Origin of the sequence: Pseudomonas hefeiensis (genome assembly GCF_030687835.1) — a bacterium.
GTDB classification, from domain to species: domain Bacteria; phylum Pseudomonadota; class Gammaproteobacteria; order Pseudomonadales; family Pseudomonadaceae; genus Aquipseudomonas; species Aquipseudomonas hefeiensis.
The window spans coordinates 1,998,629-2,023,174 of record NZ_CP117449.1 but is presented as its reverse complement, the minus strand read 5'-3'; the positions used below and the strand labels follow the sequence as shown (position 1 = coordinate 2,023,174).

Here is a 24,546-nt window from a genome sequence, read left to right as displayed (position 1 = left end):
TGGGAGGAAAGCTTGCTCCCACAGAACCTAGTCACACAGGCCACTAGCGACCCGCCTGCATTGGCCTATGATCTCCTGACCCCTTTCAGACAGAGGCTCGATCATGACCCACTGGCCGCTGGATCAGGTTTACGACTTCAACGGACACCGCATCCGCTACGCCGTCCACGGCGACGGCCCGCCGCTGGTGTTTGTCCACGGCACGCCCTTCTCTTCCTACGTGTGGCACCGAATCGCCCCGCTGTTCTTCGCCAATCACAAAGTGCATTACTTTGACCTGCTGGGTTACGGCCAATCCGCCCAACCGGACGCAGATGTTTCCCTTGGCGTGCAAAACCAGTTGCTCGCACAGTTACTGGAGCACTGGAACCTGGATTGCCCGGACGTGGTGGCCCACGATTTTGGCGGCGCAACCGCCTTGCGCGCGCACCTGCTCAACGGCAAGCACTACCGCAGCCTGACCCTGATCGATCCGGTGGCGCTGTCGCCCTGGGGTTCACCCTTTGTCCAGCATGTGCGCCAGTATGAAGCGGCGTTCAGCGGCCTGCCCGATTACATTCAGCGGGCCATCGTGCCGACCTATATCCGGGGTGCGATCAACAGGCAGATCCCGGATGAAGAACTGGCGCCGTACGTGCAGCCCTGGCTGGGCGAGACCGGCCAGGCCGCGCTCTATCGGCAGATCGCGCAGATGGACGAACGCTATACCCACGAGGTCGAGCCGCTGTATTCAACCGTGCGCTGCCCGACGCAGATCCTTTGGGGAGAAAACGATCAGTGGATCCCCATCGAACGCGGTCGTGCGTTGCAACGGATGATACCGGGCGCACAGTTTCATCCCGTTCCCAATGCCGGGCATTTAGTCCAGGAAGACGCGCCGGAGGCCATCGTCGCGGCAGTGTTGCGGTTTCCAGCGTTGCATTCCCCGAGCTGAAGAACGCTGCATTACCCTGTGGGAGCGAGCCTGCTCGCGATAGCGGTGCGCCAGCCAATATATCCATCGCTGACACACCGCCTTCGCGAGCAAGCCCGCTCCCACAAGGAAACCGCATAGGCCGTGGAACCTGTGTTCCAACTTGAACCACCACCGCACCGCTTTCGTTCTTTTCACTCACCCAGTCCCACGCATTGGCTATAAATAACCTCGCGATCACTCGCTTGGCACGGGCGCTGCACGCTTGCGACATCTCCCTCCTGCGCAAGGACCTCCACATGACTCAAAACGATCCGGGCAACGGCTATCCCTTGAGCGAAGTCCCGATGCACGCCCGCAAGGGCCTGGCCTCCACGGCCATGGTGCTGCTGGGCTTCACCTTTTTCACCGCGACGATGTTTGCCGGGGGCAAGCTGGGGGTGGCGTTCGGTTTTGCCGAAGTGCTCACGGTCATCGTGATTGGCAATCTGCTACTGGGCCTGTACGCCGCCGGCCTGGGTTATATCGCTTTCAAGAGCGGGCTCAATTCGGTGCTGATGGGTCGCTTCTGTTTCGGTGAGGTGGGCAGCAAGCTCAGCGACTTGATCCTGGGCTTCACCCAGATCGGCTGGTACGCCTGGGGCACGGCGACGGCGGCAGTGGTACTGGGCAAGTATTTTGATTTGAACGAAGGCACCGTGCTGGGGCTGATGGTGCTGTTCGGCCTGGGATTCTGCGTCACCGCCTACATTGGTTATCGCGGGCTGGAAATCCTGTCGTACATCGCCGTGCCGGCCATGATGTTGCTGCTGATATTGTCGATGTGGGTCGCGACAGTGAAGGTCGGCGGCCTCGATGGCTTGCTGGCGATAGTGCCAACGGGCAGTCTCGATTGGTCTACCGCCATCACGCTGGTGTTCGGCACGTTCGTCAGCGGCGCCACCCAGGCGACCAACTGGACGCGGTTTTCCCGCTCGGCGAAGATCGCGGTGCTGGCAAGCCTGATCGGCTTTTTCATCGGCAACGGCCTGATGGTATTGATCGGCGCCTACGGAGCCATCGTCTATCAGCAGCCAGACGTGGTGGAAGTGCTGCTGTTGCAAGGCTTCGCCATGGCGGCGATGGCGATGCTGCTGCTCAACATCTGGAGCACCCAGGACAACACCATCTACAACTTCGCCGTGGCCGGCTGCAACCTGCTGCGCACCCGTCGGCGCAAAACCGTGACCCTGGGCGGTGCGGCGATCGGCACGCTACTGGCCCTGCTGGGCATGTACGATCTGCTGGTGCCTTACCTGATTTTGCTGGGCACGGTGATCCCACCCATTGGCGGGGTGATCATGGCCGATTTCTTCTTCCGCTGGCGCGGCCGCTATCCGCGTCTGGCCCAGGCCCAGCTACCGGCCTTCAACTGGCCAGGGCTGTTTGCGTACGGCGCAGGCACCCTCGCTGCGTTCAATTCGCCTTGGGTTGCGCCACTGGTAGGAATCGCCAACGGCGCGCTAACGTATGTGATATTGATCGGCCTATTGGGAACTCGCGCCGCCGATACCCCCCTACAGGATCTTTGAGAAGGACTCGCTTGATGCACATCATCAACGCCCGCCTGCGCAACCGCGAAGGCTTGCATGAACTGCACCTGGAAAACGGCCTGATCGCCAGCATTGCTCGCCAGACCGAAGCCCCGAGCCTCGGTGCGCAAGACCTCGACGCCGGCGGTAATCTGGTAGTGCCGCCCTTCGTCGAACCGCACATTCATCTGGATGCGACCCTCACCGCCGGCGAACCACGCTGGAACATGAGCGGGACGCTGTTCGAGGGCATCGAGTGCTGGGGCGAACGCAAGGCCACCATCACCCAGGAAGACACCAAGGCCCGCGCAAAAAAAACCATCCAGGCATTGGCCGCCCACGGCATCCAGCATGTGCGCACCCATGTCGACGTCACCGACCCTGATCTCACGGCCCTCAAAGCGATGCTTGAAGTGCGCGAGGAAAGTCGTCACCTGATCGACCTGCAGATCGTTGCGTTTCCCCAGGAAGGCATCGAGTCCTACCGCAACGGCCGCGAGCTGATGGAAGAAGCGATCCGCATGGGCGCCGACGTGGTGGGCGGCATTCCGCATTTCGAGTACACCCGTGATCAAGGCGTAAGCTCGGTGAAATTCCTGATGGACCTGGCCGAGCGCACCGGTTGCCTGGTAGACGTGCATTGCGACGAGACCGACGACCCGCACTCGCGTTTTCTCGAAGTGCTGGCCGAAGAAGCCCGCAGCCGCGACATGGGCGCGCGCGTCACCGCCAGCCACACCACCGCCATGGGTTCCTACGACAACGCCTACTGCGCCAAGCTGTTTCGCCTGCTCGGGCACTCGGGCATCAGCTTTGTTTCCTGCCCCACCGAAAGCATCCACCTGCAGGGCCGTTTCGATAACTTCCCTAAACGCCGCGGCGTCACCCGGGTCAATGAACTGCTCGAAGCGGGGATGAACGTGTGCTTCGGTCAGGACTCCATCGTCGACCCATGGTACCCCCTGGGCAACGGCAATATCCTGCGGGTACTGGAAGCCGGCCTGCACATCTGCCACATGCTGGGTTATCGCAACCTGCAAAGCGCCCTGGACCTGGTCACCGACAACAGCGCCAGGGCCATGGCCCTGGGCGAGCGCTACGGCCTGGAAACCGGGCGCCCGGCGAACCTGCTGATCCTCTCGGCCGACAGTGACTACGAGGTGATCCGCAGCCAGGGCCTGCCGCTTTACTCCATTCGCCATGGCGAAGTGCTGATGAAGCGGCAGATGCCGGTGGTGGAGTTTGCGCAGCAGTTAGACTGAATTTCGGAGCGAGCTTGCTGACGATAGCGGTGGGTCAGTTGCATCAAGGTTGGATGTGCTGCCGCCTTCGCGAGCAAGCCCGCTCCCACAGTGGATCTGCGGTGGACACAAACGCTGCGTACGACACAGATCCACTGTGGGAGCGGGCTTGCTCGCGAAGACGTCATTGGCCGCGCCACAGAACGTCCAGAAACTCTACGGCACAAGCCGCGCGATACCAAATAACCTGACCCTCACCAGCTCACCCGCCTGTTCTTCCAGCAAAATCGGCGCAGTGCCACCCGGCATCACCACACTCACCGCCCCCGCCTTCAGCCAACCCACCCGCCACGCAGCGCACGCCACCGCACTGGCACTGGTACCCGAAGAAGCGGTGGGACCTTCGCCGCGCTCAAACACCCGGGCAACGATTCGCCCTTCGGCCTCGAACCAGGCCCATTGCAGATTCACCCCCACCGGACAGGGAACCCCCGACCCACAGGGCGGTGCATAGGCAATACGAGTCAGGCTGTGCGCCAATGCCGGGGCACGCATCTGTGGATTGCTTGGCAACGTCTCGGCGCTGTCCACCAAAGTCACGCAGTGCGGGTTGCCAATGTTCACGAACTGACTGTTGCCCCAGGCCGGATTCAAAGCATGAAGCGCCGCTACGCGGCTGACTTCGCGCTGGTTGACGATCACGCTTTGCACATCTCGAGCAGCTACAGCGCTGGGCCCGAAACGTGGTTTCCCCAGGTCCAGCCAGAAGCCCGCGAGACCTTCTAACTCAGCCACGCGAACCGTCGTTTGCAGCGGTGACACGCCTTCACGCTTGTCGTGATGAACCTGCAGAACACACTCACCGTCGCTCGGCATCAAGCCTTGCTCTTTGAGCGCCTGGGAGAAAATCGTCAAGCCATTGCCACTGCGCTCGGCCAGGGTGCCGTCGGTGTTGACGATCAACAGATCAAAAGGTGGCTCACTCTGGAACGGGCCGATCAACAGACCATCGCTGCAATGAGCCTTGGCATCCGGCGGCGCCTGGCCAGGTGCCCAGCTACAGAAGGCCTGCACCGCGGCGCGGCTCCAGGTTTGGCGGGCCTGGGCAGCCTGGGCGGCTGACGGCGGCAGGTCAATGCCTCGGGCACGAATCTGCTGCGGTGAGACCACGCCATAAATATTGCCCCGTGCATCATAAAACTGCGTCATGGATCAAACCCGGAATCAGCCAGCAAGAACCGTACTTTATGCCGGCCAAGGCTATGGCATCAAAACGTACTCGCGACGCGTGCGCATCGGTCGGCACCTTGAGGTCGCGGTGCGGTCAGTGGATGTGCAAGCATAGGCCCGCTCGCACCATCGCATCGCAAGACCAAGGACGTTTCATGACTGCCATTACGCCACCGCCAACTTTCATTCCCGGACGCCTGGAACAGATGTCCACACGCATCGCCTATCTCATCGCCGGTGTCGGGATCGCGGCCTGGGCGCCGCTGGTGCCCTACGCCAAGGTGCGGGCGAACCTGGACGAAGGCACTCTCGGGTTGCTGTTGTTATGCCTTGGGGTCGGGTCGATTCTGGCGATGCCGATTTCCGGCGCACTGGCGGCGCGGTTTGGCTGCCGTCGGGTGCTCAGTGGCGGGACGATTCTGATCTGCCTGGCGTTGCCGCTGCTGGCGACGATGACGTCCCTGCCCTGGCTCGTGGCGGCTTTGTTTTTGTTTGGCGCCGGCCTCGGCACCGTGGACTCGACCGTCAACCTGCAAGCGGTGATCGTCGAGCGGGCCAGTGGCAAGACCATGATGTCGGGCTTTCACGGCATGTTCAGCCTCGGCGGGATCATTGGCGCGGCCGGCGTAAGCGCGCTGCTTGGCCTGGGCCTTTCGCCGCTGGGCGCGACGCTGGTGGTTAACGCATTGCTGCTGGTGGCACTGTTCAAAGCGGCACCGCACCTGCTGCCCTATGGCAGTGATAGTTCGGGACCGGCGTTTGCCATTCCCCACGGCGTGGTGCTGTTTATCGGCATCCTGTGTTTCATCGTGTTCCTGGCCGAAGGCGCGGTGCTGGACTGGAGCGCGGTATTCCTGACCGCCGAGCGCGGCGTGGAAACCGCCTATGCCGGGCTCGGTTATGCCGCGTTCGCGCTGACCATGACCGTCGGCCGGTTGACGGGGGATTCGGTGGTGCATCGCCTGGGCGCCAAACGCGTGATTATCTATGGCGGCGCGACCGCCGCTGCCGGGTTCCTGCTGGCAACGCTGGCGCCAATGTGGCAGGCGGCGCTGTTGGGGTATGCGTTGGTCGGGGCCGGGTGTTCGAACATCGTGCCGGTGTTGTACACCGCGGTGGGCAAGCAGACGCTGATGCCTGAAGCGATCGCCGTACCGGCCATCACCACCATCGGCTACGCCGGCATCCTCGCAGGCCCGGCGCTGATCGGATTCGTCGCCCATGGCAGCAGTCTGAGCTTTGCGTTTGGCTTGATTGCGCTGTCGTTGGTGGCGGTGGCGGTCAGTGGGAAAGTGTTGAAGGTTTGAGTCCTTACACCACTCTCTCTATGGAAAGGAGATTTATCTGTGGCGAGGGGATTTATCCCCGCTGGGCTGCGCAGCAGACCCAAAGCGGCGACTCAATCTGCCTGACACACCGAGTTGGTGATTTTAGGGCTGCTGCGCAGCCCAGCGGGGATAAATCCCCTCGCCACAGGAGTACGCTTCAACCCTGGTTGTTCATCAGAACCCTACACTCGCCTGCACGAAGAACGTGCGCGGTGCGCCGACGTAGATGCCCGAGTTGTTGTCGCTGGAGCGGGTGTAGTACTGATGGTCGAACAGGTTCTTCACCCCGGCGCCGACCTTCAGGTTCGATAGCTGCGAACCGAAGTCGTAGCCAGCGCGCACATTCCAGAGCACGTAACCCGGCATGTCACCGTAGCGTCCATCGGCGCTGCCGTCGGTGATGTAGTCGTCGCTGAAGCTGCCGTCGGGGTTCACGCTGTTACCGGGTGAACGTTGCTTGGACTGGGCAAAGGCATCGAGGTTGTAAGTCCAGCGATTGATCGCATAACGCAACCCCAGGTTCGCCACCTGACGCGAGTAGAAGGGCAGGTCACGGCCCTTGAAGCTCGGAATATCGCCTTCATAAGTGGCACGGGTGTAGGTGAAACCGGCATTGGCGCTCAGGCCTTCCAGGCGCGGGTCCAGCGCGGCCATGTCGTAATGCACCGAAGCTTCCAGGCCCTGATGCTGGGTGGCGCCCATGTTGGTCCAGCCCACATCGTTGCTGATGTACTGCAACTCGTCGTCGAAGTCGATGTAGAACAGCGTCACTTCCCCGCCCCACACGTCATCGTTGTAGCGCGTACCGATCTCGTAGGTCTTGGCTTTTTCCGGGCTCAGGCCGTTGGCGGTGTTGTTGCCGTCGCCGCCCTGGCCGAGCTGGAAATATTGCAGGCTGCCGAACGACGTTTCGTAGTTGGCGAACAGCTTCCAGGCATCGGACAGGTGATACATCACGCTCAGGGCCGGCAGTGGTTCGTTGCTGTCGATGCTGCGGCGTTTTTCCTGCACCGGACGGCCAGCGGTGTCGAGCACCGGGCGGTCGTGCCATTGAGTGCTGATGCGTTCGAAGCGAATGCCCGGGGTGATGGTCCACTGGCCGACATCAATCTTGTCATCGATATAGACCGCATGGGCTTCGGTGCCGCCAGTGCGGTCCTGATAGACGTGACCATCGGACCCCGGCCGCACCACCGGCTGGTTATCGCGCAGCGCCAGGCGGCTGGCCTCTTCGTGCATGCCTTCCTTGAGGTAGCGATAACCGACGCTGGCTTCCTGGGTGGTCGAGCCCAGGTCAAACACATGGGACACGCGCGGTTCGATGCCGAAGGTGTAGTAAGTGCGCGGGTAGGACGCCAGGTTGCGCTGGTCCCGGGAGGCGATGGTGCTGCCACGGTAGCTGTCGGAATAATAGGTCAGCACTTCGGCCTGGGTGCGTTCGCTGATCTCGCGGATCCACTTGAACGACACGTCCTTGCGCCGGCCGGCGAAGTTGTCCCAGTCACGGTCGGACTGATACGGGTCCGCGTCGTATTGCGCCTGGGTCAGGCCGCCGGGCATGTCAGCCTTGGCGTCGTAGTAATGGAAGTTCAGCGAGAAGTCGTCCACCTCGGTGGGCGCCCAATGGGTCTTGAAGATGACATCGTCGATGTCATTGTCGTTGTTGCTGCGGCGATAGCCATTGCCGTTGACCCCCGAATACAGGAGCGCAACGCCCATGCCGTTATCGGCCGTGCCGCCGAGAAAAGCGCTGTCGATGTGCTTCCAGCCGCCGCGCTGGGAGGTTTCCAGGGTGGTGCCGATTTCACCGGTGGCTTTTTCCGGGATGGCGCGGGTCACGAAGTTGATCACGCCGCCGACGTTCTGCGGCCCGTAACGCACGGACCCGGCGCCGCGCACCACGTCGATGCTGTCCAGGTTGCCCGCAGAAATCGGCGCCATGGACAGTTGCGGCTGACCGTAAGGCGCGAACGCCGCCGGCACGCCGTCAATCAGCACCGTGGAACGTGGCGACAGGCGCGAAGTGAGACCGCGCACACCGACGTTCAGGGAGATGTCGCTGCCGCCGGTGCCATTGGCATCCTGCACTTGCACCCCTGGCATCCGCCGCAGCACATCACCGACGTTCATCGCACCCTGCTCCACCATCGCTTCGCGGCGGATTACCGTGCGCGCGCCCGCATGGTTCTGCACCACTTCGGCATTGGCATCGCCGAGCCAGTCACCGACCACCTGGATGTCGGTGGTCCCCAGTTCCAGCGGGCCGCCGGTGGACGCCGAGGATGCCGGCAGCACGGTCACCGAACCTTCATCGATCTGATATTGCAAGCCGCTGCCTTGCAGCAATTGGCCCAGGGCCGCTTCCGGGGACAGGTTGCCGTCCACCGCCGGGGCTTGCTTGCCGGCCACCAACTCCGGGCTGAAGAACATCTGCAAAGAGGTCTGCTGGCCGAGCTGGCTCAAGGCCTGGCCCAGCGGCTGCGCCTGGATGTGAATAGACGTGGCCGCCTGATCGGCGAAGGCCTGGGGCGGTGCGGCGCTGACGGCCAGGGTCAGGGCCAGCGGCAGCCAGCGGGAGGGGGCGCGGTTGTTGTTTTTGAAGGAGGTTTTCACGTCGAACCTTGTCCTGTTGAATCGCAAGAATACGCGTCTGTTAATGCAAACCAGTTGCAGTTGGACAAGAAGACGAAGAACTCGAAAAAAACCTGAATTTACCGGGCAATTATTTCCTGGCTGCCGTCATCCAGGGTGCGCACGGCCACCGGCAGGATGTTCGGCAAAGCCTTGAGCAGCGCCTCGGGGTTATCGGCGCGAAACACACTGGTCAGGCGCAGGTTGCCCACCGCCGCGCTGCCGATGCGCAGCGGTTTAGCACGATAACGGGAAACCTCCTGGGCGACTTCGCTCAAGGGAGCGTTGTTGAACACCAGTTTGCCGTGGCGCCAGGCGGTGAGTTCATCGGCGTTGATGCCATAAGGTGCGGCGACCTTGCCCTGGGCGTCGATACGAGTGCCAAGGCCGGCCGAGAGGTTGACGAACTCGGTCTGTGACGCGTCGCGCCCCTGGACCTTGACACTGCCCTGCTCCACCGCCACCCGAGTTGAGTCGGCATCGCGGCGCACATCGAAGCGTGTTCCGGTCACCGTCACCCGGCCGTTGCCCGCCTCCACCGTAAACGGGCGGCCGGCGTCATGCTCGACGCGAAACAACGCCTCGCCTTCGGCCAGCTCCACGCGCCGTTGATGGTGGGCGAACTGAATACGCACGCGGCTGCGGCTGTTGAGATCGATCACCGAACCGTCCGGCAGCGCAATATGCCGGCGCTCGCCCAGGGTCGTGGCAAATTCAGCGTTGTAATCGCTGGAAGCACCCAAGCCGCTGAACAACCCCAGCCCGACCGCCATCGCCAGCAGCCCGGCGGCCACGGCGAAGCGCAGCAGCGACCGGCGTTTGGGACGTTCGGCGGGGCGCTCACACAGCGCTTGCAACCGCTCCTTGGGCAGCAGGTCCGTGGCGCTCCAGATCCCCTGTAGAAGCAGAATTTCGTCGCGGTGATTAGGATGTTCGTCCAGCCAGGCCTCGTAACGCTGGCGCTCATCGACACTCATGGCGGGGGCTTGCAAACGCACGAACCACTGCGCCGCCTCGTCGCGAACCCGGTTCTGCCCGCACGGGCATTCACGGTTATCCATCATGGAAGGTCCTGTGGCTCAGGTGGAAGATAACGACGGATCATTGGCCAGCCCCGTCCAGACGATCGCGCAGATGCCGCAGGGTGCGGATCATATACTTTTCCACCATGTTTTTTGACAGGCCCAGGCGCGCGGCGATTTCCGCCTGGGTCAAGCCTTCGATCTTCTGCCAGACAAACACCGTACGGCAATTGGCCGGCAGCTCGGCAAGCGCCCTTTCGATGGAGTCTGCCAGCTGGATCGCGTGCATGAAGTGCTCCGGGTCGCCCGAAAGCGACTGGCTATGGTCCAGCGCCACCTCCTCCATGGCGCCCCGTCGATCTTCGCGCCGATAGCCATCCACCGCAATGTTGCGCGCCGTCTGGTGCAAATAGGCCCGCGGTTGCTGGACATCGGCCGAATCGGACTCGAGCACCCGCACGAAAGTATCGTGGGCCAGGTCCTCGGCCTGCTGGCGATTCAGGCGACGGGGTCCAGGTGCCGATCAACTCTTCGTAATGCTCGAAAAAGCCAGGTCTGCGGGGCGGCTTGGGGGTCATTGCACTGGGCTGTGGGGACGGGGCGTGAATAGTAATGCTTCCTATTAAGCCGAAGCAAACCTATTACGGAGCCTGTCGTCCGAAGCTTCACAGCTGAGCATTAAATCTAGGTGGGAGCCGGTGTGTCAGTCAATGCTGCATGGACTGTTGGACCGCTATCGCGAGCAAGCTTTGCTCCCACAGGCTCCCACAGGCTCCACAGGCTCCCACAGGTATTTTTCTGCTGATTACGCCTCAGGCATCTTGCGAAAGCCCACCGCCAAGCGGTTCCAGCCATTGATGGCGTTGATTGCCACGGTCAGGTCGACCATTTCCCTGGGCGTGAAATGCTGGTTCAGCAATTCGTAGTCGGTGTCTGGCGCATGGGTGTCGCTCAAGCGTGTCAGCGCTTCGGTCCAGGCCAGCGCGGCGCGCTCGCGAGGGGTGAAAAACGGGGCTTCGCGCCAGGCGGTCACGGCATACAGGCGACGCTCCGTCTCGCCGTCCTTGCGGGCATCGGCGGTGTGCATGTCGATGCAGTAGGCGCAACCGTTGATTTGCGAGGAGCGTAGCTTGACCAGTTCCAGCAGGGATTTTTCCAGGCCCAGTTTCGAAGCAGCGGTTTCGAACGCCAGCATGGCTTTGTAAGCTTCAGGGGAGGCGGTATAGAAATCGATACGCGGTTGCATGATGAACTCCAGCACAATTGGGTGTGGCGTTACGTTAGCCTCGCGGTGGCGCGGTACAAATAGCCAATTGTTGGGAAGTTCGGGGGGCCAATGGGAAGCGATGCGACCATTTGGCAATTAACACAGACTTATTGTGGCGAGGGGATTTATCCCCGCTGGGCTGCGCAGCAGCCCCAAAGCAGCAGACTCAATCTACCTGACACACCGACTGGGTGATTTTAGGGCTGCTGCGCAGCCCAGCGGGGATAAATCCCCTCGCCACAGGAGGACTGGGGAACTTCAAGATAGGCTTCAGGCCCGACTGCGCAACCATTGCAGGAAGCGCTTCTTGGCGACCGGTTTGGGAACGTCGCGAGTCAGGTTCTGGGCCAGGTGCGTGCGCACGTCCAGCAGGTTTTTCATCGCGTCGTTGATGTCGCGGCGAGTCTCGAGGCAGGGTTTGAGGTAGCTCTTCTCAATGCGATAAAGGGTGCAGAAAGTCTTGGCGGAAAAGCTCGCCAACGCGGGCTGATCGGAAACGATCCCGGCTTCGCCGATCACTTCCCCCGGGCCCATGCGTCCGGCCTCGAACGGCTGGCCGTTACGAAACAGGGTCACGCTGACCACCCCGGATTCGATGATGAACAAATGATCACTGACCTCCCCGGCCGGCAAGATCATGTCGCCAGCGCGGAAGGTCTGCAGGGTCATGTTCTGACTGAAGGTGTCTTTCTCATCCTGGCGCAAGGTGGAGAAAATACTCGAGCTTTCCAGCAACGCACGGGGCCGCGACACGCCATTGGCGGACGCGCTTTCGCTGGTGGACAACAGGCTCACGCCCGAGGCCTGCAAATGCCGGAACGCCAGGTCGAACAGTTGGTTGCGCACTTCGCGCTTCTGGCCCATGGAGGCGACGAACCCGCTGATTTCATATTCCGCCCCGGTACTGCCGGTGCTCTTGAGTGTCACGCAGGGTGCCGGGCTGGCAAGCAGCGAACGACAGCCGATCATCGCCCGCTCCAGCGCATCGATCACGGTTTGTGGCCGCGCATGCGGGCTGACCGGGATACTGATGGATAACCCGTGGACGTCGCTGGGCCGGCTGAAGTTGATGATCTTGGCCTTGGCCGCCAAGGAGTTGGGAATCACCGCCATGCTGCCCTGGGCAGTCTGCAACCGCGTGGCGCGCCAGTCGATGTCGGTGACCCGGCCTTCGGTGCCGTCGATGGAAATCCAGTCATCGACTTGATAAGGCTTGGTGGTGTTGAGCACGATCCCGGAGAACACGTCACTGAGGGTACTCTGCAAGGCCAGGCCGACGATAATAGCCATCGCCCCGGACGTTGCCAGCACACCCTTGACCGGTAGATCCAGCACATACGCCAAGGCCGCGATGACGGCGATCAGGAAGATCACCGCGCCGATCAAATCCTGCAAGAGCCGCCCGGTATGACCCACCCGTTGCATCATCACCGCGCCGATCATCACCGTCAGGGTTCGCGCCGCGAACAGCCACCAGGCAATCTGTAAACCGGTGGCCGCCAAGTGGCGTGGTACGTCGTCAACCCACTGGGCCGGTTGCATGGGGTTGAGGCCTTCGTTGAACAGCAGCGCGCTGAACAACGAAAAAATCAGCAGCCGCCCGCCGATCTTCCAATAGGTCCGATCAGCACTGACCAGCCGCCACAGCAGAATGTCGAGCACCAGCAACACCAAAGCACTCAGCAGTGGGTGATCGGAGATCAGAGGCAGCATCGGGACAGCTCCAGGAAGGTCATGGGGCGAAGATTGGCACAGATTGAACACGCTGTAGAGATCACCCCAAACCAGTGTGGGAGCGGGCTTGCTCGCGAATGCAGCGTGTCAGTCAACGTCTATGCGCCTGATACACCGCGTTCGCGAGCAAGCCCGCTCCCACATTTGCTTTGGGGTGGCTGTGGTTTCGCCTCAGTCGTCCATCGCGCCAAAACGACCGGAGTGGAAATCGTTGAAGGCCTGGTGAATCTCCTGCTCGCTGTTCATCACGAACGGGCCATGGCCAACGATGGGTTCGTCGATGGGCTCACCGCTGAGCAGCAACACCACCGCGTCCTGATTGGCTTGCAGGCTCAGTTGGTCGCCGGCCCGGTCAAGCAGGGCCAGTTGCCCGGCCTCGACCCGCTCGCGACCGTTGACCTGGACCGTGCCGCGCAGCACCACCAGTGCGGTGTTGTGGCCATCGTGTACGTCAAGGGTCAGGTTTTTTCCGGCATTCAAGCGCAGGTCCCAGACATCGATGGGGGTAAAGGTTTTCGCCGGGCCTTGATGCCCCTCGAAGCGGCCGGCAATCAGGCGCAGGCTGCCGGCGTTGTCCTTCAGCTCGATGTTCGGAATGTCGCCCTTGAGGATCGTCTGGTAGCCGGCCGGGGCCATTTTGTCCTTGGCGGGCAGGTTGACCCACAGCTGGACCATTTCCATGAACCCGCCTTGCCGGGCGAAGGCTTCGGAGTGGAACTCTTCGTGAATGATCCCCGAAGCGGCGGTCATCCATTGCACGTCGCCAGGACCGATCTTGCCGCCGCTGCCGGTGGAATCCCGGTGTTCCAGTTCACCCTGGTAGACGATGGTCACGGTTTCGAAACCACGATGAGGGTGCTGGCCGACACCGCGACGCTCGGTGGTGGGTGAAAACTCCGTGGGTGCCGCATGGTCAAGCAGCAGGAACGGGCTGATGTGCTTGCCCAGATTGTCGTAGGAAAACAGCGTGCGAACCGGGAAGCCGTCACCGACCCAATGGGGTCGTGGGCTGGTGTAGACGCCGATGATGTTTTTCATGCTGTGTCTCCAAAATCAGGTACTGCGATTTGATGGACATAGCTTAAAACCGACCCACTTGAAGCACTAGACAGCAAAAACCGGCCTTAGCGTTCTATTTGGAGAACAATGAAGGACCTGGGAAAACTGCAAGTCACCACAGTCCCCCACAGGTTCTGGTGTTATTCAAAGGTGATTGCGCTTGGCGAAATCCGACAAACCCACCAGCGTCTTGAGTCCGAGTTTTTCCAGCAGACGGGTCTTGTAGGTGCTGACGGTTTTCGGACTCAGGAACAAGGCCTCGGCGATGTCCTTGCCGCGCATCCCCATGGCCAGCATTCGCAGAATGGATAGCTCGCGAGTCGAGAGACTTTCCAGGGACTGCTGTTCCGTGCGTTGGTGAAAATCCAGCCTGACCGGCATTTGCGGGAAATAGGAGTAACCGGACTTTAAGGCATGAATGGCCTTGATCAGTTCTTTCAGGTCGCTTTTTTTGGTCACAAAGCCCCTGGCTCCGGCCGAGATGCAGCGGTTGCAGAAGTGCTGCGCATCCTGGGAAGTGAACACCAGCACACCGCACCCAGGGAACTGGGCCATGATCCAGACCAACAGGTCCATGCCATCGAATCCGTTCATCACCAGGTCCAGAATCACCAGGTCTGGCGCCCCTTCCTTGATCAACGCCCTGGCGTCGGCTGCACCGCTCGCGTCCCTGATTCGGGAAAACCCCTCGTTCTGGCAAATGAGCCGCAATGCCCCTCGTATGACAGGGTGATCATCCACGATCAATACGTCTTTCAAGGCAACTCCCCACGTAAATGCAAACGGTGCCGATGCCATGACTGCTCGGGACTGTTGCACAAACGACAGACCCGGCCACCTGTCAGGTCTGACAGTGCCGACCAACGGTACAGCATCACCCTGCGTGGCCTTGCCTGAGGGGGCGAAGCCAGGGTCGCGTCAACTCGCAGGCTTGGGGATCAATCCGTTGCATCAGACTCGCCAATGACGCAAGGTCAGGCAATTGGGCCGGGCTCAGGTGCATACCAGGCCGACGCGCGACAGCCGTCGAGGACAGGCCGATCTGTGACGTGTTGTAAATCATCGCGTGACGAAGCTGCGGGTTGTCGAGGATGAAATCGTGCAGGTCCAGGGCTCCATTCGCCAGCCCGGCATTGACCACGACCAGGTCGAACGGCTCGCTGCCGTACTCCACCAGCGTCAGCAGTTCCTGCAGGCCACTCACGGGGGCAATCCGAAAATAACCCTGTTGATTGAAAAGGTATTCAAGCCTCACTCGATGAAAATGTTGCGTGTCGGCAATCATGATACGTAATGCTTTGTTCGGCATGACAGGCATCCCAATCGTTAAGGGCCGTCAGGCTAGAGGAAGCTTTTGAGAGGCGCTGTAGGACGAATCCCAAAAAAGGGAGGAAAAAGGTACTTCGCATGTGGCTTCGGGATGACTACGCGGTTCGCTTATCCATGAGAAGGCCCGAGTGGCCCCCTTCGCGGCTCAGCGGGAGCAGGCTCCCCTGCCACATAGGCCTCCAGCCGTTCCGTCAGCTGGTCCATGGCTTGGCGTACCTCATCCACGGCGGCGGCGAGTAACGGCCGGTCGCCCCCACGGCAGGCACTTTCCAGGGCTTCGCAGGCGGCAATCAGGCCCTGGGCCCTGATCATCAGTGCGCCGCCTTTGACCCGGTGCGCCAGGTCCGCCAACCCGGGCAGGTCTTGTCGAGCGAGCAGACGCATCAACTGAGCCAAGTCTTCGGCATTGCTGTTGACCAATTCCTTTAGCAGTTTTTTGATTGAGCCAGTGTCACCTGCGCTCAATTGTTCAAGGCTGCTCAAGTCGATGTCATCGGTGGCCGAGGAAGGCGCCGCTTCATCGGCCACCGGGGCGCAATCCTGCGAGACCGAAGCCAGGCATGTGTTCAGCTCCTTGAGACTGATGGGTTTGAACAGGCAATCGTCCATTCCAGCCTCGATACAGCGGACCTTTTCCTCGGGCTGGGCATTGGCCGTGAAGCCCAGAATCACCCCCGGCGACAAGCCCTCGGCCCGCTCTGAATCGCGAATGGCCCGGGCCAGTTCGTAGCCGCTCATCAACGGCATGTTGCAGTCGGTGATGACCACATCGAATCGTTCAGCACGCCAGGCGCGCAACCCTTGGACACCATCCTCGGCGTCCCGGACGCGATGTCCCAGATAGCTCAATTGCTGGGCCAGCAACAGGCGGTTGGCCGGATAGTCGTCCACCACCAGAATGTTCAGCGCACGCACGGGTACCCACGCCTCGCTCTCAGCCGACGGGGCTTGAGCCAAGGCATCGAGCTTCGGCAGGCTCAGCAGGATTTCAATCTGCGTGCCCTCCCCCGGCACACTGCTCAACGTCAGGGTGCCCCCCATCATTTCGCAGAGCGTGCGGCTGATCACCAGCCCCAACCCGGAGCCGCTGCGGGCCGACTGGGTGTTGTTGCTGGCCTGGGTAAAAGGGCTGAACAAGCGGCGCTGATCCTCGGCCGAAATACCACAGCCGGTGTCTTCGACGCGCAGGCGGATTGGCAGGTACTGCGCGTCGCCACCCGGTTCGGCTCGCACACTCAAGCGCACCAGCCCCTGGTCGGTGAACTTGATGGCATTGCTCAGCAGGTTCGATACGATCTGCTTGAAACGCAACGGATCGATCAAGACGTCGTGGTTGATCGCGGTGTCGAGTGCCAACTGCAAGTGCAAGTGTTTCTGCCAGGCAAGGCCTTCAAAGATCCGCGCCACCGATTCGATCAGCTCCCGCAGGTTGGCCCGTTCCGGCGCCAGCGACAGCCTGCCTGACTCGATGCGGGCGATGTCGAGGATGTCACCGATCAAGTCGAGCATGCCGCGAGCGGCGCCCGACGCGACTTCGATGGCGACCCGGTCCATGACACCCTGGTCGGCTTTCTTCAGGGCCAGTTCCAACATGCCGATCACCGCGTTCATGGGTGTCCGGATTTCATGGCTCATGGTTGCCAAAAAAGTGGTCTTGGCCCGATTGGCATCATCGGCGCTTTGCTTGGCCACGCGCAGTTGTTCCAGCAGACGCCGCAGGTACACGACCCACCCCAATGCCAGCAGCAACAGCAGCGCGGCGATGGAGAAACCCTGGACGATGGTGGTGCGGTTGCGCAGCCAGTAACTGTCGTCGATCACCACTTCACTGCGCCAACGATTGGTCAACTCGTCCATTTCTTCGGGAGAAATGCTCAGCAGCGCCTTGTCCAGGATCGAATGCAGCTCCGGCGCATCACGGTGAGTCGCCAGGGCCACGCGCGCCGGCAAAGTCCCCACGGTACTGGTGATTTGCAGTTTGCCGCGGTACTGGCGGGAAATCATATAGCGGGCGCTGATCAGCGAATTGATCGCGCCGTCCACCGTACCGGCGGCGACCATGGACATCGCGCCCGCGGCGTTTTCAGCCGGCACCAGGTGTACCCGGGGAAACTGTTCCAGCAGGTACTCACGCAGCACGTTGCCCCGGATCAGCGCCAAGCGTTTGCCCTCCATCTGGTCCAACGTCAACGGCACCTTGCCCCTGGAGGGCGCCACCAGCACGAACGGATTGCTCAGGTACGGCCGGGTAAAGCGCAACACCCCCTCAAGCTCGGGGCTGGGTGGCGCGGCGGCCAGGACGTCGGCCCGACCGGTCGTGACACGCTCGATCACATCATGAAGCGAGTGACCCCGCTGGATATCGAACTTCAGGCCGGTGCGCAGGCTGATCCTGGCCAGCACATCAGCACTGATACCGCGCAAATGCCCTTGTTCATCGATAAAGGTGAGTGGCGGGAAGTTCTGGTTGACGACCACCGTGATCCGCGGATGTGCATCCAGCCAACGCTGTTCCTTGACGCTGAAATGCAGGGGCTGCTGACCGGGCATGCTTGCGCCGCCCGCGCTCCAGCGCCGCAGGATACTCATGCGTTCACTGGCAGGAATGGCTTGCAGCGCGGCGTTGATAATGCGCAACAGGCGCGAATTCCCACGGCTGACCGCAAAGGCGAACGGCTGCACTTCCAGGCGGGAGAAATCAGCCAGTTGGACGTTGTTCAGGTAGTTCTTGCTGATCAGGTAATTGGAGCTGATCGAATCCCCCAGGTAAACGTCGGCCTGCCCAAACGCCACAGCGCCGATAGCACTCAAGGTCGAGGGATACAGCTGCAAAGCCGCATCCGGATAAAACGCCTTGACCGTCTCGGTGGGCAAATAGTGATACAGCATCGCCACGCGCATGCCCGCCAGGTCGGTGGGCAAGTCTTGGCTATCGGCGACGCGGGCCACCAGGGTGGGCAGGTCATCGGCATAGGCCTGGGACATCGCCAACTGCGGGTCGCTGGCTTCGAAGCCGTTGGCCGTGCCGAGCATATCGATCTCACCGCTGCGCAGCGCCTGGAGCGATGCCTCCCGTGACGCGTATCGCTGCACCTGCACCTCGACGTGCAACAACTGCCCCAGTAACTGGGCATAGTCGGCGGTGAGGCCTTCATAGTCGCTGCCATTGCCGGTGATACCGAAAGGCGCGTAATCCGGCGCCGAGGCGCCCAACAGCAACGTTCCCTTGCGACGTAGCCAGTTCCAGTCGGCCTCCCCCAGGGATACCGAATAGTCGTTCACACTGGAACGCCCGAGTATCTGCAGCGACTCGGGGGCCGCGCCAACCGGTGGCGCCACACTTGATAAGCCCAGCAACAGCGCCACCAGGCCTGTGCGTAAAAACAGCGTCATTTGGATCAGGTTGTTTCGTTTGGCGTAGTCGGCCCGGAACACCACCGACTTCACGTCAAGTCAGGGAGGACCGGTTGATGGGTTCAGACTGCCAAAGCGAGGGAACAGCGAACCGTCAACGCGCCTGCCTGAAAGACAGGACGCGTGAGGTGAGTGTAGGAAGTTTCTGAAGAATTTCCTGTGAGTTACCTGATGCCGGCCAGTTCAGGAGCCCGCTCCCACACTGTTTTTTGCAGCGCGGCTCTCGCCTATACAGCCGCCAACAGCAAATCTCGCACCGGACGAGCCTGCCCGAGATTTTTCCCGTGCTCATACAGCGAGCCGGCGATCTCATCGGCGCGCACCGGCAGGATCGACAGCAAGGTATCGCTCAGGCCATGACTGGCCTGGCAGAAGCCCTGCATGTAAATTGCGGCTTTGCAGCGCTCGTCGGTGATCAACTTGTAGTTGCGGTCTACCTCGAAATTCCCCAGGTATTGCTCGAGTGGCGCCAGCAATGTGCGGTGCATCTGCCGTTCGTAACCGGTGGCCAGTACCACCGCGTCATAACGGCGTACGGTCAGCTCACCGGTGGCGTTGTTGCGCACCGCCAGCTCCACGCCGGCATCGGTGGCCGTGGTTTTCTCCACCGTGGTGAGGGTACGGAAGGCATGGCGGGCCACGCCCGAGACTTTCTGACGATAGAAAATCCCGTAGATGCGTTCGATCAGGTCGATGTCCACCACCGAATAGTTGGTGTTGTGGTATTCGTTCACCAAGCGCTCGCGCTCGCTGTGGGGTTGCTGGAACACCAGGTCGGTGAACTCCGGCGAAAACACCTCGTTGACGAACGGACTGTCGTCGGCTGGTTTGAGGGCCGAGCCGCGCAGGATCATGTCGACCTGCACCGAAGGGAAGCTGTCGTTGAGGTCGATGAAAGCTTCCGCGGCGCTCTGCCCGCCGCCGATGATGGCGATGTTCATTGGCTGGCCGCTCACGCACGGCTGGGTCGCCATGCGCTCCAGGTACCGGGAATGGTGGAACACCCGCGCGTCATCCTTGAAGGCGGTGAACGCTTCGGGGATGCGCGGCGTACCGCCAGCACTGACCACCACCGAACGGGTGGTGCGCACGAACTCTTCGCCCTGGTTGTCACGGGAAATCACCCGCAGGGCTTCGACCTGCTGGTTATGCACTACCGGCTCGATGCGCAGCACTTCTTCGCCATAGCGGCTCTGCTCGGCGAACTGCCCGGCCACCCAGCGCAGGTAGTCGTTGTACTCCATGCGGCACGGGTAGAACGTGCCGAGGTTGATGAAGTCCACCAGGCGGCCGTGATGCTTGAGGTAGTTGACGAACGAATAAGGGCTGGTGGGATTGCGCAGGGTCACCAGGTCCTTGAGGAAGGAAATCTGCAACTCGCTCTGGGTCACCAGGGTATTGCCATGCCAGCGGTAGTCGGCCTGCTTGTCGAGGAACAACACATCCAGTTCGCCCTGAACCGGGCCCCGTTCCTGCAGCGCGATGGCCAACGCCAGGTTCGAGGGGCCGAAGCCGATACCGATCAAGTCGTGAACGTTGGGCGAAGCAATTGCCTGTGTCATGTCCAGTGTCCTCTGGAGAGGCCCTCAACAGGGCGCGAAAAGCCTGGGTGACCCGACCGATCTTTGGCAAGCCGGCAAGTCGTCTGTTGAGAGGAACGAGGACAGTGAAAAAAAATTTACCGTGATGCGACCGGCGTGGGCGAATTAATGCGCGTCCCACTGCCGCACGCGAATGCGGCAATGCTTCATGGCGTTGACGATGTGCTTTTCCACCAGCGACCGGGAAATGCCCAGGCGTTCGGCGATTTGCGGGTGGGACAGGCCTTCAAGCTTGCGCAGCAGGAAACTCTCGCGGCACAGCGGCGGCAACTCGGCCAGGGCGCGCTGGAGCATGTCCAGGCGCTGACCATGGTCAAGGCTGGTATGGGGCGATGGGGTGAAGAAGCGCTCTTCGCTGTCCAGCACCTCCAGGGATTCGACCTGGCGCAGGGTATTGCGCCGATGCCCGTCGATCACCAGGTTCAGCGCGGTGCGGTACAGGAACGCCCGGGGCTGCTCGATGGGTGTGTCACTGGCGCGCTCAAGCACCCGCACATAGGCGTCATGCACCACATCCTCGGCCGCCTGGCGGTTGCCAAGCCTGGCGTTCAGGAAACACACCAGTTCGCGATAGTAGTTTTCCAACATGACTCCCCTGCGCAATGCCTGCGACAGCTATCCCTGGGCCAATTCGGCCCGCCTGAAATCGGCAATGGCACGATAGTGGCAGATTCAATCGCGTAATTTATAGTAATTCTCATATAGATTTAAAGCTTTGGTTTGTATTAAGGCTGATTCGTTCAGATAAGTAGGCGCCAGACACTGCTTTTGTGGCGAGGGGATTTATCCCCGCCGGGCTGCGCAGCAGCCCCTCATAGCCAACAACTCGGTGTGCCAGATGTTTTGAGTAGCAGGTTTTGGGGCTGCTGCGCAGCCCAGCGGGGATAAATCCCCTCGCCACAGATAAATCCCCTTGCCACAACATCACCTGTCTTGGTTGTTGCGTTGCCCATCCGCCATCCTGCTACCAAGTGTTTCACACAGTAAATTCCCGTCCGAAGCGCTCGTTTACCAAGACAGCCTCCCGTCCCTGCCCCTCATGGAACGGGCCCGACACCACCGGCCGGAACCCTGCATGAAACGTCCCCGCCCTACCCGACGCGCCTGGCTTTTTAACCTTCGCCCTGCTTCCAGCCGTGGCCTTCGCCGCCTGGCAAGCGGTGGCACCGAGCCGTGAATCGCTTATTACCGCACCCGTCACCCGTGGCGATATCGAAAACAGCGTCACCGCCCTGGGCACCCTGCAACCGCGGCGTTACGTGGACGTCGGCGCCCAGGCGTCCGGGCAGATCCGCAAGATTCATGTAGAAGCCGGCGACGAAGTTCGCGAAGGCCAATTGCTGGTTGAGATCGATCCTTCCACGCAGAAGGCCAAGCTGGACGCCGGACGCTTCTCCATTGAAAACCTCAAGGCCCAGCTCCAGGAACAACGAGCCCAGCACGATCTGGCCCAGCAAAAGTTCCGCCGCCAGCAGCAACTCAAGACCGGCGGCGCGACCCGCGAGGAAGACGTACAAACCGCCCGGGCCGAGGTGCGAGCGACCCAGGCGCGCATCGACATGTTCCAGGCCCAGATCCGCCAGGCCCAGGCCAACCTGCGCAGTGACGAGGCCGAGTTGGGTTACACGCGCATTTTTGCGCCCATGAGCGGCACCGTGGTCGCCGTTGGCGCCCGGGAAGGCCAGACCCTCAACGCCCAGCAGCAGACTCCGTTGATCCTGCGCATCGCCCGCCTGTCACCGATGACGGTCTGGGCCGAAGTCTCGGAAGCGGACATCGGTCACGTCAAAGCAGGCATGAACGCCTATTTCACCACCCTGGCCGGCGGCAGCCGTCGCTGGAGCAGCACCGTACGCCAGGTGCTGCCGGTGCCGCCGCGCCCACTGGAAGCGAGCCAGGGCGGCAGCCTCACCGGCGGGCGCAGCGGCAGCGAACGGGTGGTGCTCTACACCGTGTTGCTGGATGTGGACAATGCCGACCGCGCCCTGATGACGGAAATGACCGCCCAGGTGTTTTTTGTGGCCGCCCAGGCACGCGATGTGCTGACCGTGCCCACCGCCGCGTTGCAGGCCAACGCCGGGCAAGTGCAGGTGGTGGCCGACAATGGCGAGATCCAGCGGCGCACCGTGCGTACCGGCGTCAGTGATCGCTTGCGCACCCAAGTGATCGACGGCCTGCGCGAAGGCGACCGCGTGCTGATCGGTCCGGCTACCGGCAGCGGAGGCTGAATGAACACGCCCCTGATCGAACTGCGGGACATTCGCAAGGCCTACGGCGGTGGCGACAGCCCGCGGGTGGAGGTGCTGCGCGGCATCGACTTGTCCATTCACGCCGGGGAATTCCTGGCGATTGTCGGGGCGTCCGGCTCCGGAAAATCGACGCTGATGAACATCCTCGGCTGCCTCGACCGCCCCTCCAGCGGCGAATACCGGTTTGCCGGCGAAGACGTCGCTCGCCTGGGCAGCGATGAACTGGCCTGGCTGCGGCGCGAAGCCTTCGGCTTCGTGTTCCAGGGCTATCACCTGATTCCTTCCGGCACCGCCCAGGAGAACGTCGAGATGCCGGCCATCTATGCCGGCACCTCCGCCGCCGAGCGCCACGCCCGGGCCAGCGCCCTGCTCGAACGCCTGGGTCTGGCCAGCCGCACCGGCAACCGCCCTCATCAACTCTCCGGCGGCCAGCAGCAACGGGTGTCGATTGCCCGGGCCTTGATGAACGGCGGCCACATCATCCTCGCCGACGAACCCACCGGTGCCCTCGACAGCCAGAGCGGCATCGAGGTCATGGCGCTGCTCGACGAACTGGCGAGCCAGGGTCATGTGGTGATCCTGATCACCCACGACCGCGAGGTGGCGGCGCGGGCCAAACGCATCATTGAGATTCGCGACGGGCTGATCATCAGCGACAGCGCCGGCGCTTTGCCGCACGACGTGCAAGCCAATCCGAAGGCACTGCAAGCGGTGGACCTGCGCCAGCGTCTGAGCGCCGGCAGCGAACACAACGGCGCCTGGAAAGGCGAACTGCTCGACGCCGTGCAAGCGGCGTGGCGGGTGATGTGGATCAACCGCTTTCGCACCGCTCTGACGCTGCTGGGCATTGTCATCGGCGTGGCCTCGGTGGTGGTGATGCTGGCGGTGGGCGAAGGCAGCAAGCGCCAGGTCATGGCCCAGATGGGCGCCTTCGGCTCCAACATCATCTACCTCAACGGTACCGCGCCCACCCCGCGCGCCGCCAAGGGCATTATCAGCGAACACGACCTCGCGGCCCTCGCCGCCCTGCCCCAGGTGCAGCGCATCATGCCGGTCAACGGCGCCGACGCCAGCGTGCGCTTCGGCAACCTCGACCACACCAGCTACGTGGGCGGCAACGACACGAACTTCCCGACCATCTTCAATTGGCCGGTGGCCCAGGGCAGCTACTTCACCGAGGCCGATGAGCGCAGCGCTGCGGCGGTGGCGGTGATCGGTCACAAGGTCCGGCACAAGCTGCTCAAGGAGGTCGACGATCCCATCGGCCGCTACATCCTGATTGAGAACGTGCCCTTTCAGGTGGTCGGTGTGCTGGCGGAAAAAGGTGCCAGCTCCGGGGATTCGGACGCCGACAACCGCATCGCCGTGCCCTACTCTGCCGCCAGCGTGCGCTTGTTCGGCAGCCGTCATCCCGAGTATGTGGTGATCGCCGCCCGGGACGCGGGTAAGGTCAAGGAGGCCGAACAGGCCATCTCACGCACCCTGTTGCGCCTGCACGACGGCAAGCAGGATTTCGAACTGACCAACAACGCCGCAATGATCCAGGCCGAGGCACGCACCCAGGGCACACTGTCGCTGATGCTCGGTGCCATTGCCGCGATTTCGCTGCTGGTGGGCGGCATCGGCGTGATGAACATCATGCTCATGACCGTGCGCGAGCGAACCCGCGAGATCGGCATTCGCATGGCCACCGGCGCTCGCCAGCGGGACATCCTGCGCCAGTTCCTCACCGAAGCGGTGATGCTCTCGGTGGTCGGCGGGCTGGCCGGCATCGGCCTGGCCCTGCTGGTGGGCGGCGCGTTGCTGCTGGGCAAGATCGCAGTGGCCTTTGAATGGCTGGCGGTGTTCGGCGCCTTCGGCTGCGCCCTGGTCACCGGCGTTGTCTTCGGTTTCATGCCGGCCCGCAAGGCGGCTCGCCTCGACCCGGTCGCGGCCCTCACCAGTGAATGAACGTCAA

16 protein-coding genes and 2 pseudogenes are annotated in these 24,546 nt (G+C 62.0%); 6 read left to right on the top strand and 12 right to left on the bottom strand.

Translation table 11 applies throughout. The features are described 5' to 3' along the window. Nucleotides 1-103 precede the first annotated feature (103 nt). The 3 genes from PSH57_RS08840 to codA all read left to right on the top strand — a co-directional run bounded on the left by PSH57_RS08840 (nucleotide 104) and on the right by codA (nucleotide 3,746). Entirely contained in the window at nucleotides 104-934 is an 831-nt protein-coding gene (locus PSH57_RS08840; RefSeq protein WP_305389035.1) for an alpha/beta fold hydrolase, read from the top strand. 278 nt (nucleotides 935-1,212) lie between these two features. Then, entirely contained in the window at nucleotides 1,213-2,484 is a 1,272-nt protein-coding gene (gene codB, locus PSH57_RS08835) for a cytosine permease (protein ID WP_305444863.1), read from the top strand. A gap of 14 nt (nucleotides 2,485-2,498) precedes the next feature. After that, nucleotides 2,499-3,746, top strand: a complete 1,248-nt coding sequence (codA, locus tag PSH57_RS08830) for a cytosine deaminase (protein WP_305389033.1) — start codon at nucleotides 2,499-2,501, stop codon at nucleotides 3,744-3,746. 195 nt (nucleotides 3,747-3,941) lie between these two features. On the opposite strand, the gene PSH57_RS08825 is transcribed toward codA, so the two are convergent. Then, nucleotides 3,942-4,934, bottom strand: coding sequence for a diaminopimelate epimerase (locus PSH57_RS08825; RefSeq protein ID WP_305389032.1), 993 nt, complete (start codon nucleotides 4,932-4,934; stop codon nucleotides 3,942-3,944). A gap of 176 nt (nucleotides 4,935-5,110) precedes the next feature. Between PSH57_RS08825 and PSH57_RS08820 the strand changes: the two genes are divergently transcribed. Then, nucleotides 5,111-6,262, top strand: coding sequence for an MFS transporter (locus PSH57_RS08820; protein WP_305389031.1), 1,152 nt, complete (start codon nucleotides 5,111-5,113; stop codon nucleotides 6,260-6,262). A 195-nt stretch (nucleotides 6,263-6,457) separates the two neighbouring features. Here PSH57_RS08820 and PSH57_RS08815 read toward each other — a convergent pair whose 3' ends face one another. The 11 genes and pseudogenes from PSH57_RS08815 to PSH57_RS08765 form a co-directional block, all read right to left on the bottom strand. Beyond that, nucleotides 6,458-8,896: a TonB-dependent siderophore receptor gene (locus PSH57_RS08815; protein WP_305389030.1), complete on the bottom strand. Its 2,439-nt coding sequence runs from the start codon at nucleotides 8,894-8,896 to the stop codon at nucleotides 6,458-6,460. A 98-nt stretch (nucleotides 8,897-8,994) separates the two neighbouring features. Then, nucleotides 8,995-9,978, bottom strand: coding sequence for a FecR family protein (locus tag PSH57_RS08810; protein ID WP_305389028.1), 984 nt, complete (start codon nucleotides 9,976-9,978; stop codon nucleotides 8,995-8,997). A gap of 37 nt (nucleotides 9,979-10,015) precedes the next feature. Next, a pseudogene (locus tag PSH57_RS08805) lies at nucleotides 10,016-10,514 on the bottom strand (sigma-70 family RNA polymerase sigma factor). A gap of 227 nt (nucleotides 10,515-10,741) precedes the next feature. After that, nucleotides 10,742-11,182 (bottom strand): carboxymuconolactone decarboxylase family protein, encoded by a 441-nt coding sequence (locus PSH57_RS08800; RefSeq protein WP_305389025.1) that lies wholly within the window; start codon nucleotides 11,180-11,182, stop codon nucleotides 10,742-10,744. Between the two features lie 291 nt (nucleotides 11,183-11,473). Beyond that, entirely contained in the window at nucleotides 11,474-12,916 is a 1,443-nt protein-coding gene (locus tag PSH57_RS08795) for a mechanosensitive ion channel family protein (protein ID WP_305389024.1), read from the bottom strand. Between the two features lie 192 nt (nucleotides 12,917-13,108). Beyond that, nucleotides 13,109-13,975: a pirin family protein gene (locus PSH57_RS08790; protein WP_305389023.1), complete on the bottom strand. Its 867-nt coding sequence runs from the start codon at nucleotides 13,973-13,975 to the stop codon at nucleotides 13,109-13,111. A gap of 165 nt (nucleotides 13,976-14,140) precedes the next feature. Further along, on the bottom strand, nucleotides 14,141-14,755 hold the full coding sequence (locus tag PSH57_RS08785; RefSeq protein ID WP_305389021.1) for a response regulator transcription factor: 615 nt from the start codon (nucleotides 14,753-14,755) through the stop codon (nucleotides 14,141-14,143). A gap of 115 nt (nucleotides 14,756-14,870) precedes the next feature. After that, nucleotides 14,871-15,305, bottom strand: a complete 435-nt coding sequence (locus PSH57_RS08780; RefSeq protein WP_305389020.1) for a response regulator — start codon at nucleotides 15,303-15,305, stop codon at nucleotides 14,871-14,873. Between the two features lie 128 nt (nucleotides 15,306-15,433). Beyond that, nucleotides 15,434-18,718: a transporter substrate-binding domain-containing protein gene (locus tag PSH57_RS08775; RefSeq protein ID WP_305390331.1), complete on the bottom strand. Its 3,285-nt coding sequence runs from the start codon at nucleotides 18,716-18,718 to the stop codon at nucleotides 15,434-15,436. A gap of 248 nt (nucleotides 18,719-18,966) precedes the next feature. Beyond that, nucleotides 18,967-20,301, bottom strand: a complete 1,335-nt coding sequence (locus PSH57_RS08770; RefSeq protein ID WP_305389019.1) for a lysine N(6)-hydroxylase/L-ornithine N(5)-oxygenase family protein — start codon at nucleotides 20,299-20,301, stop codon at nucleotides 18,967-18,969. 144 nt (nucleotides 20,302-20,445) lie between these two features. Beyond that, nucleotides 20,446-20,928 (bottom strand): sigma-70 family RNA polymerase sigma factor, encoded by a 483-nt coding sequence (locus tag PSH57_RS08765; RefSeq protein ID WP_305389017.1) that lies wholly within the window; start codon nucleotides 20,926-20,928, stop codon nucleotides 20,446-20,448. Nucleotides 20,929-21,415: 487 nt separating this feature from the next. Here PSH57_RS08765 and PSH57_RS08760 point away from each other — a divergent pair. Both PSH57_RS08760 and PSH57_RS08755 read left to right on the top strand, forming a co-directional pair. After that, nucleotides 21,416-22,568: pseudogene (locus PSH57_RS08760) on the top strand (efflux RND transporter periplasmic adaptor subunit). Beyond that, on the top strand, nucleotides 22,569-24,539 hold the full coding sequence (locus PSH57_RS08755; protein WP_305389015.1) for a MacB family efflux pump subunit: 1,971 nt from the start codon (nucleotides 22,569-22,571) through the stop codon (nucleotides 24,537-24,539). Nucleotides 24,540-24,546 lie beyond the last annotated feature (7 nt).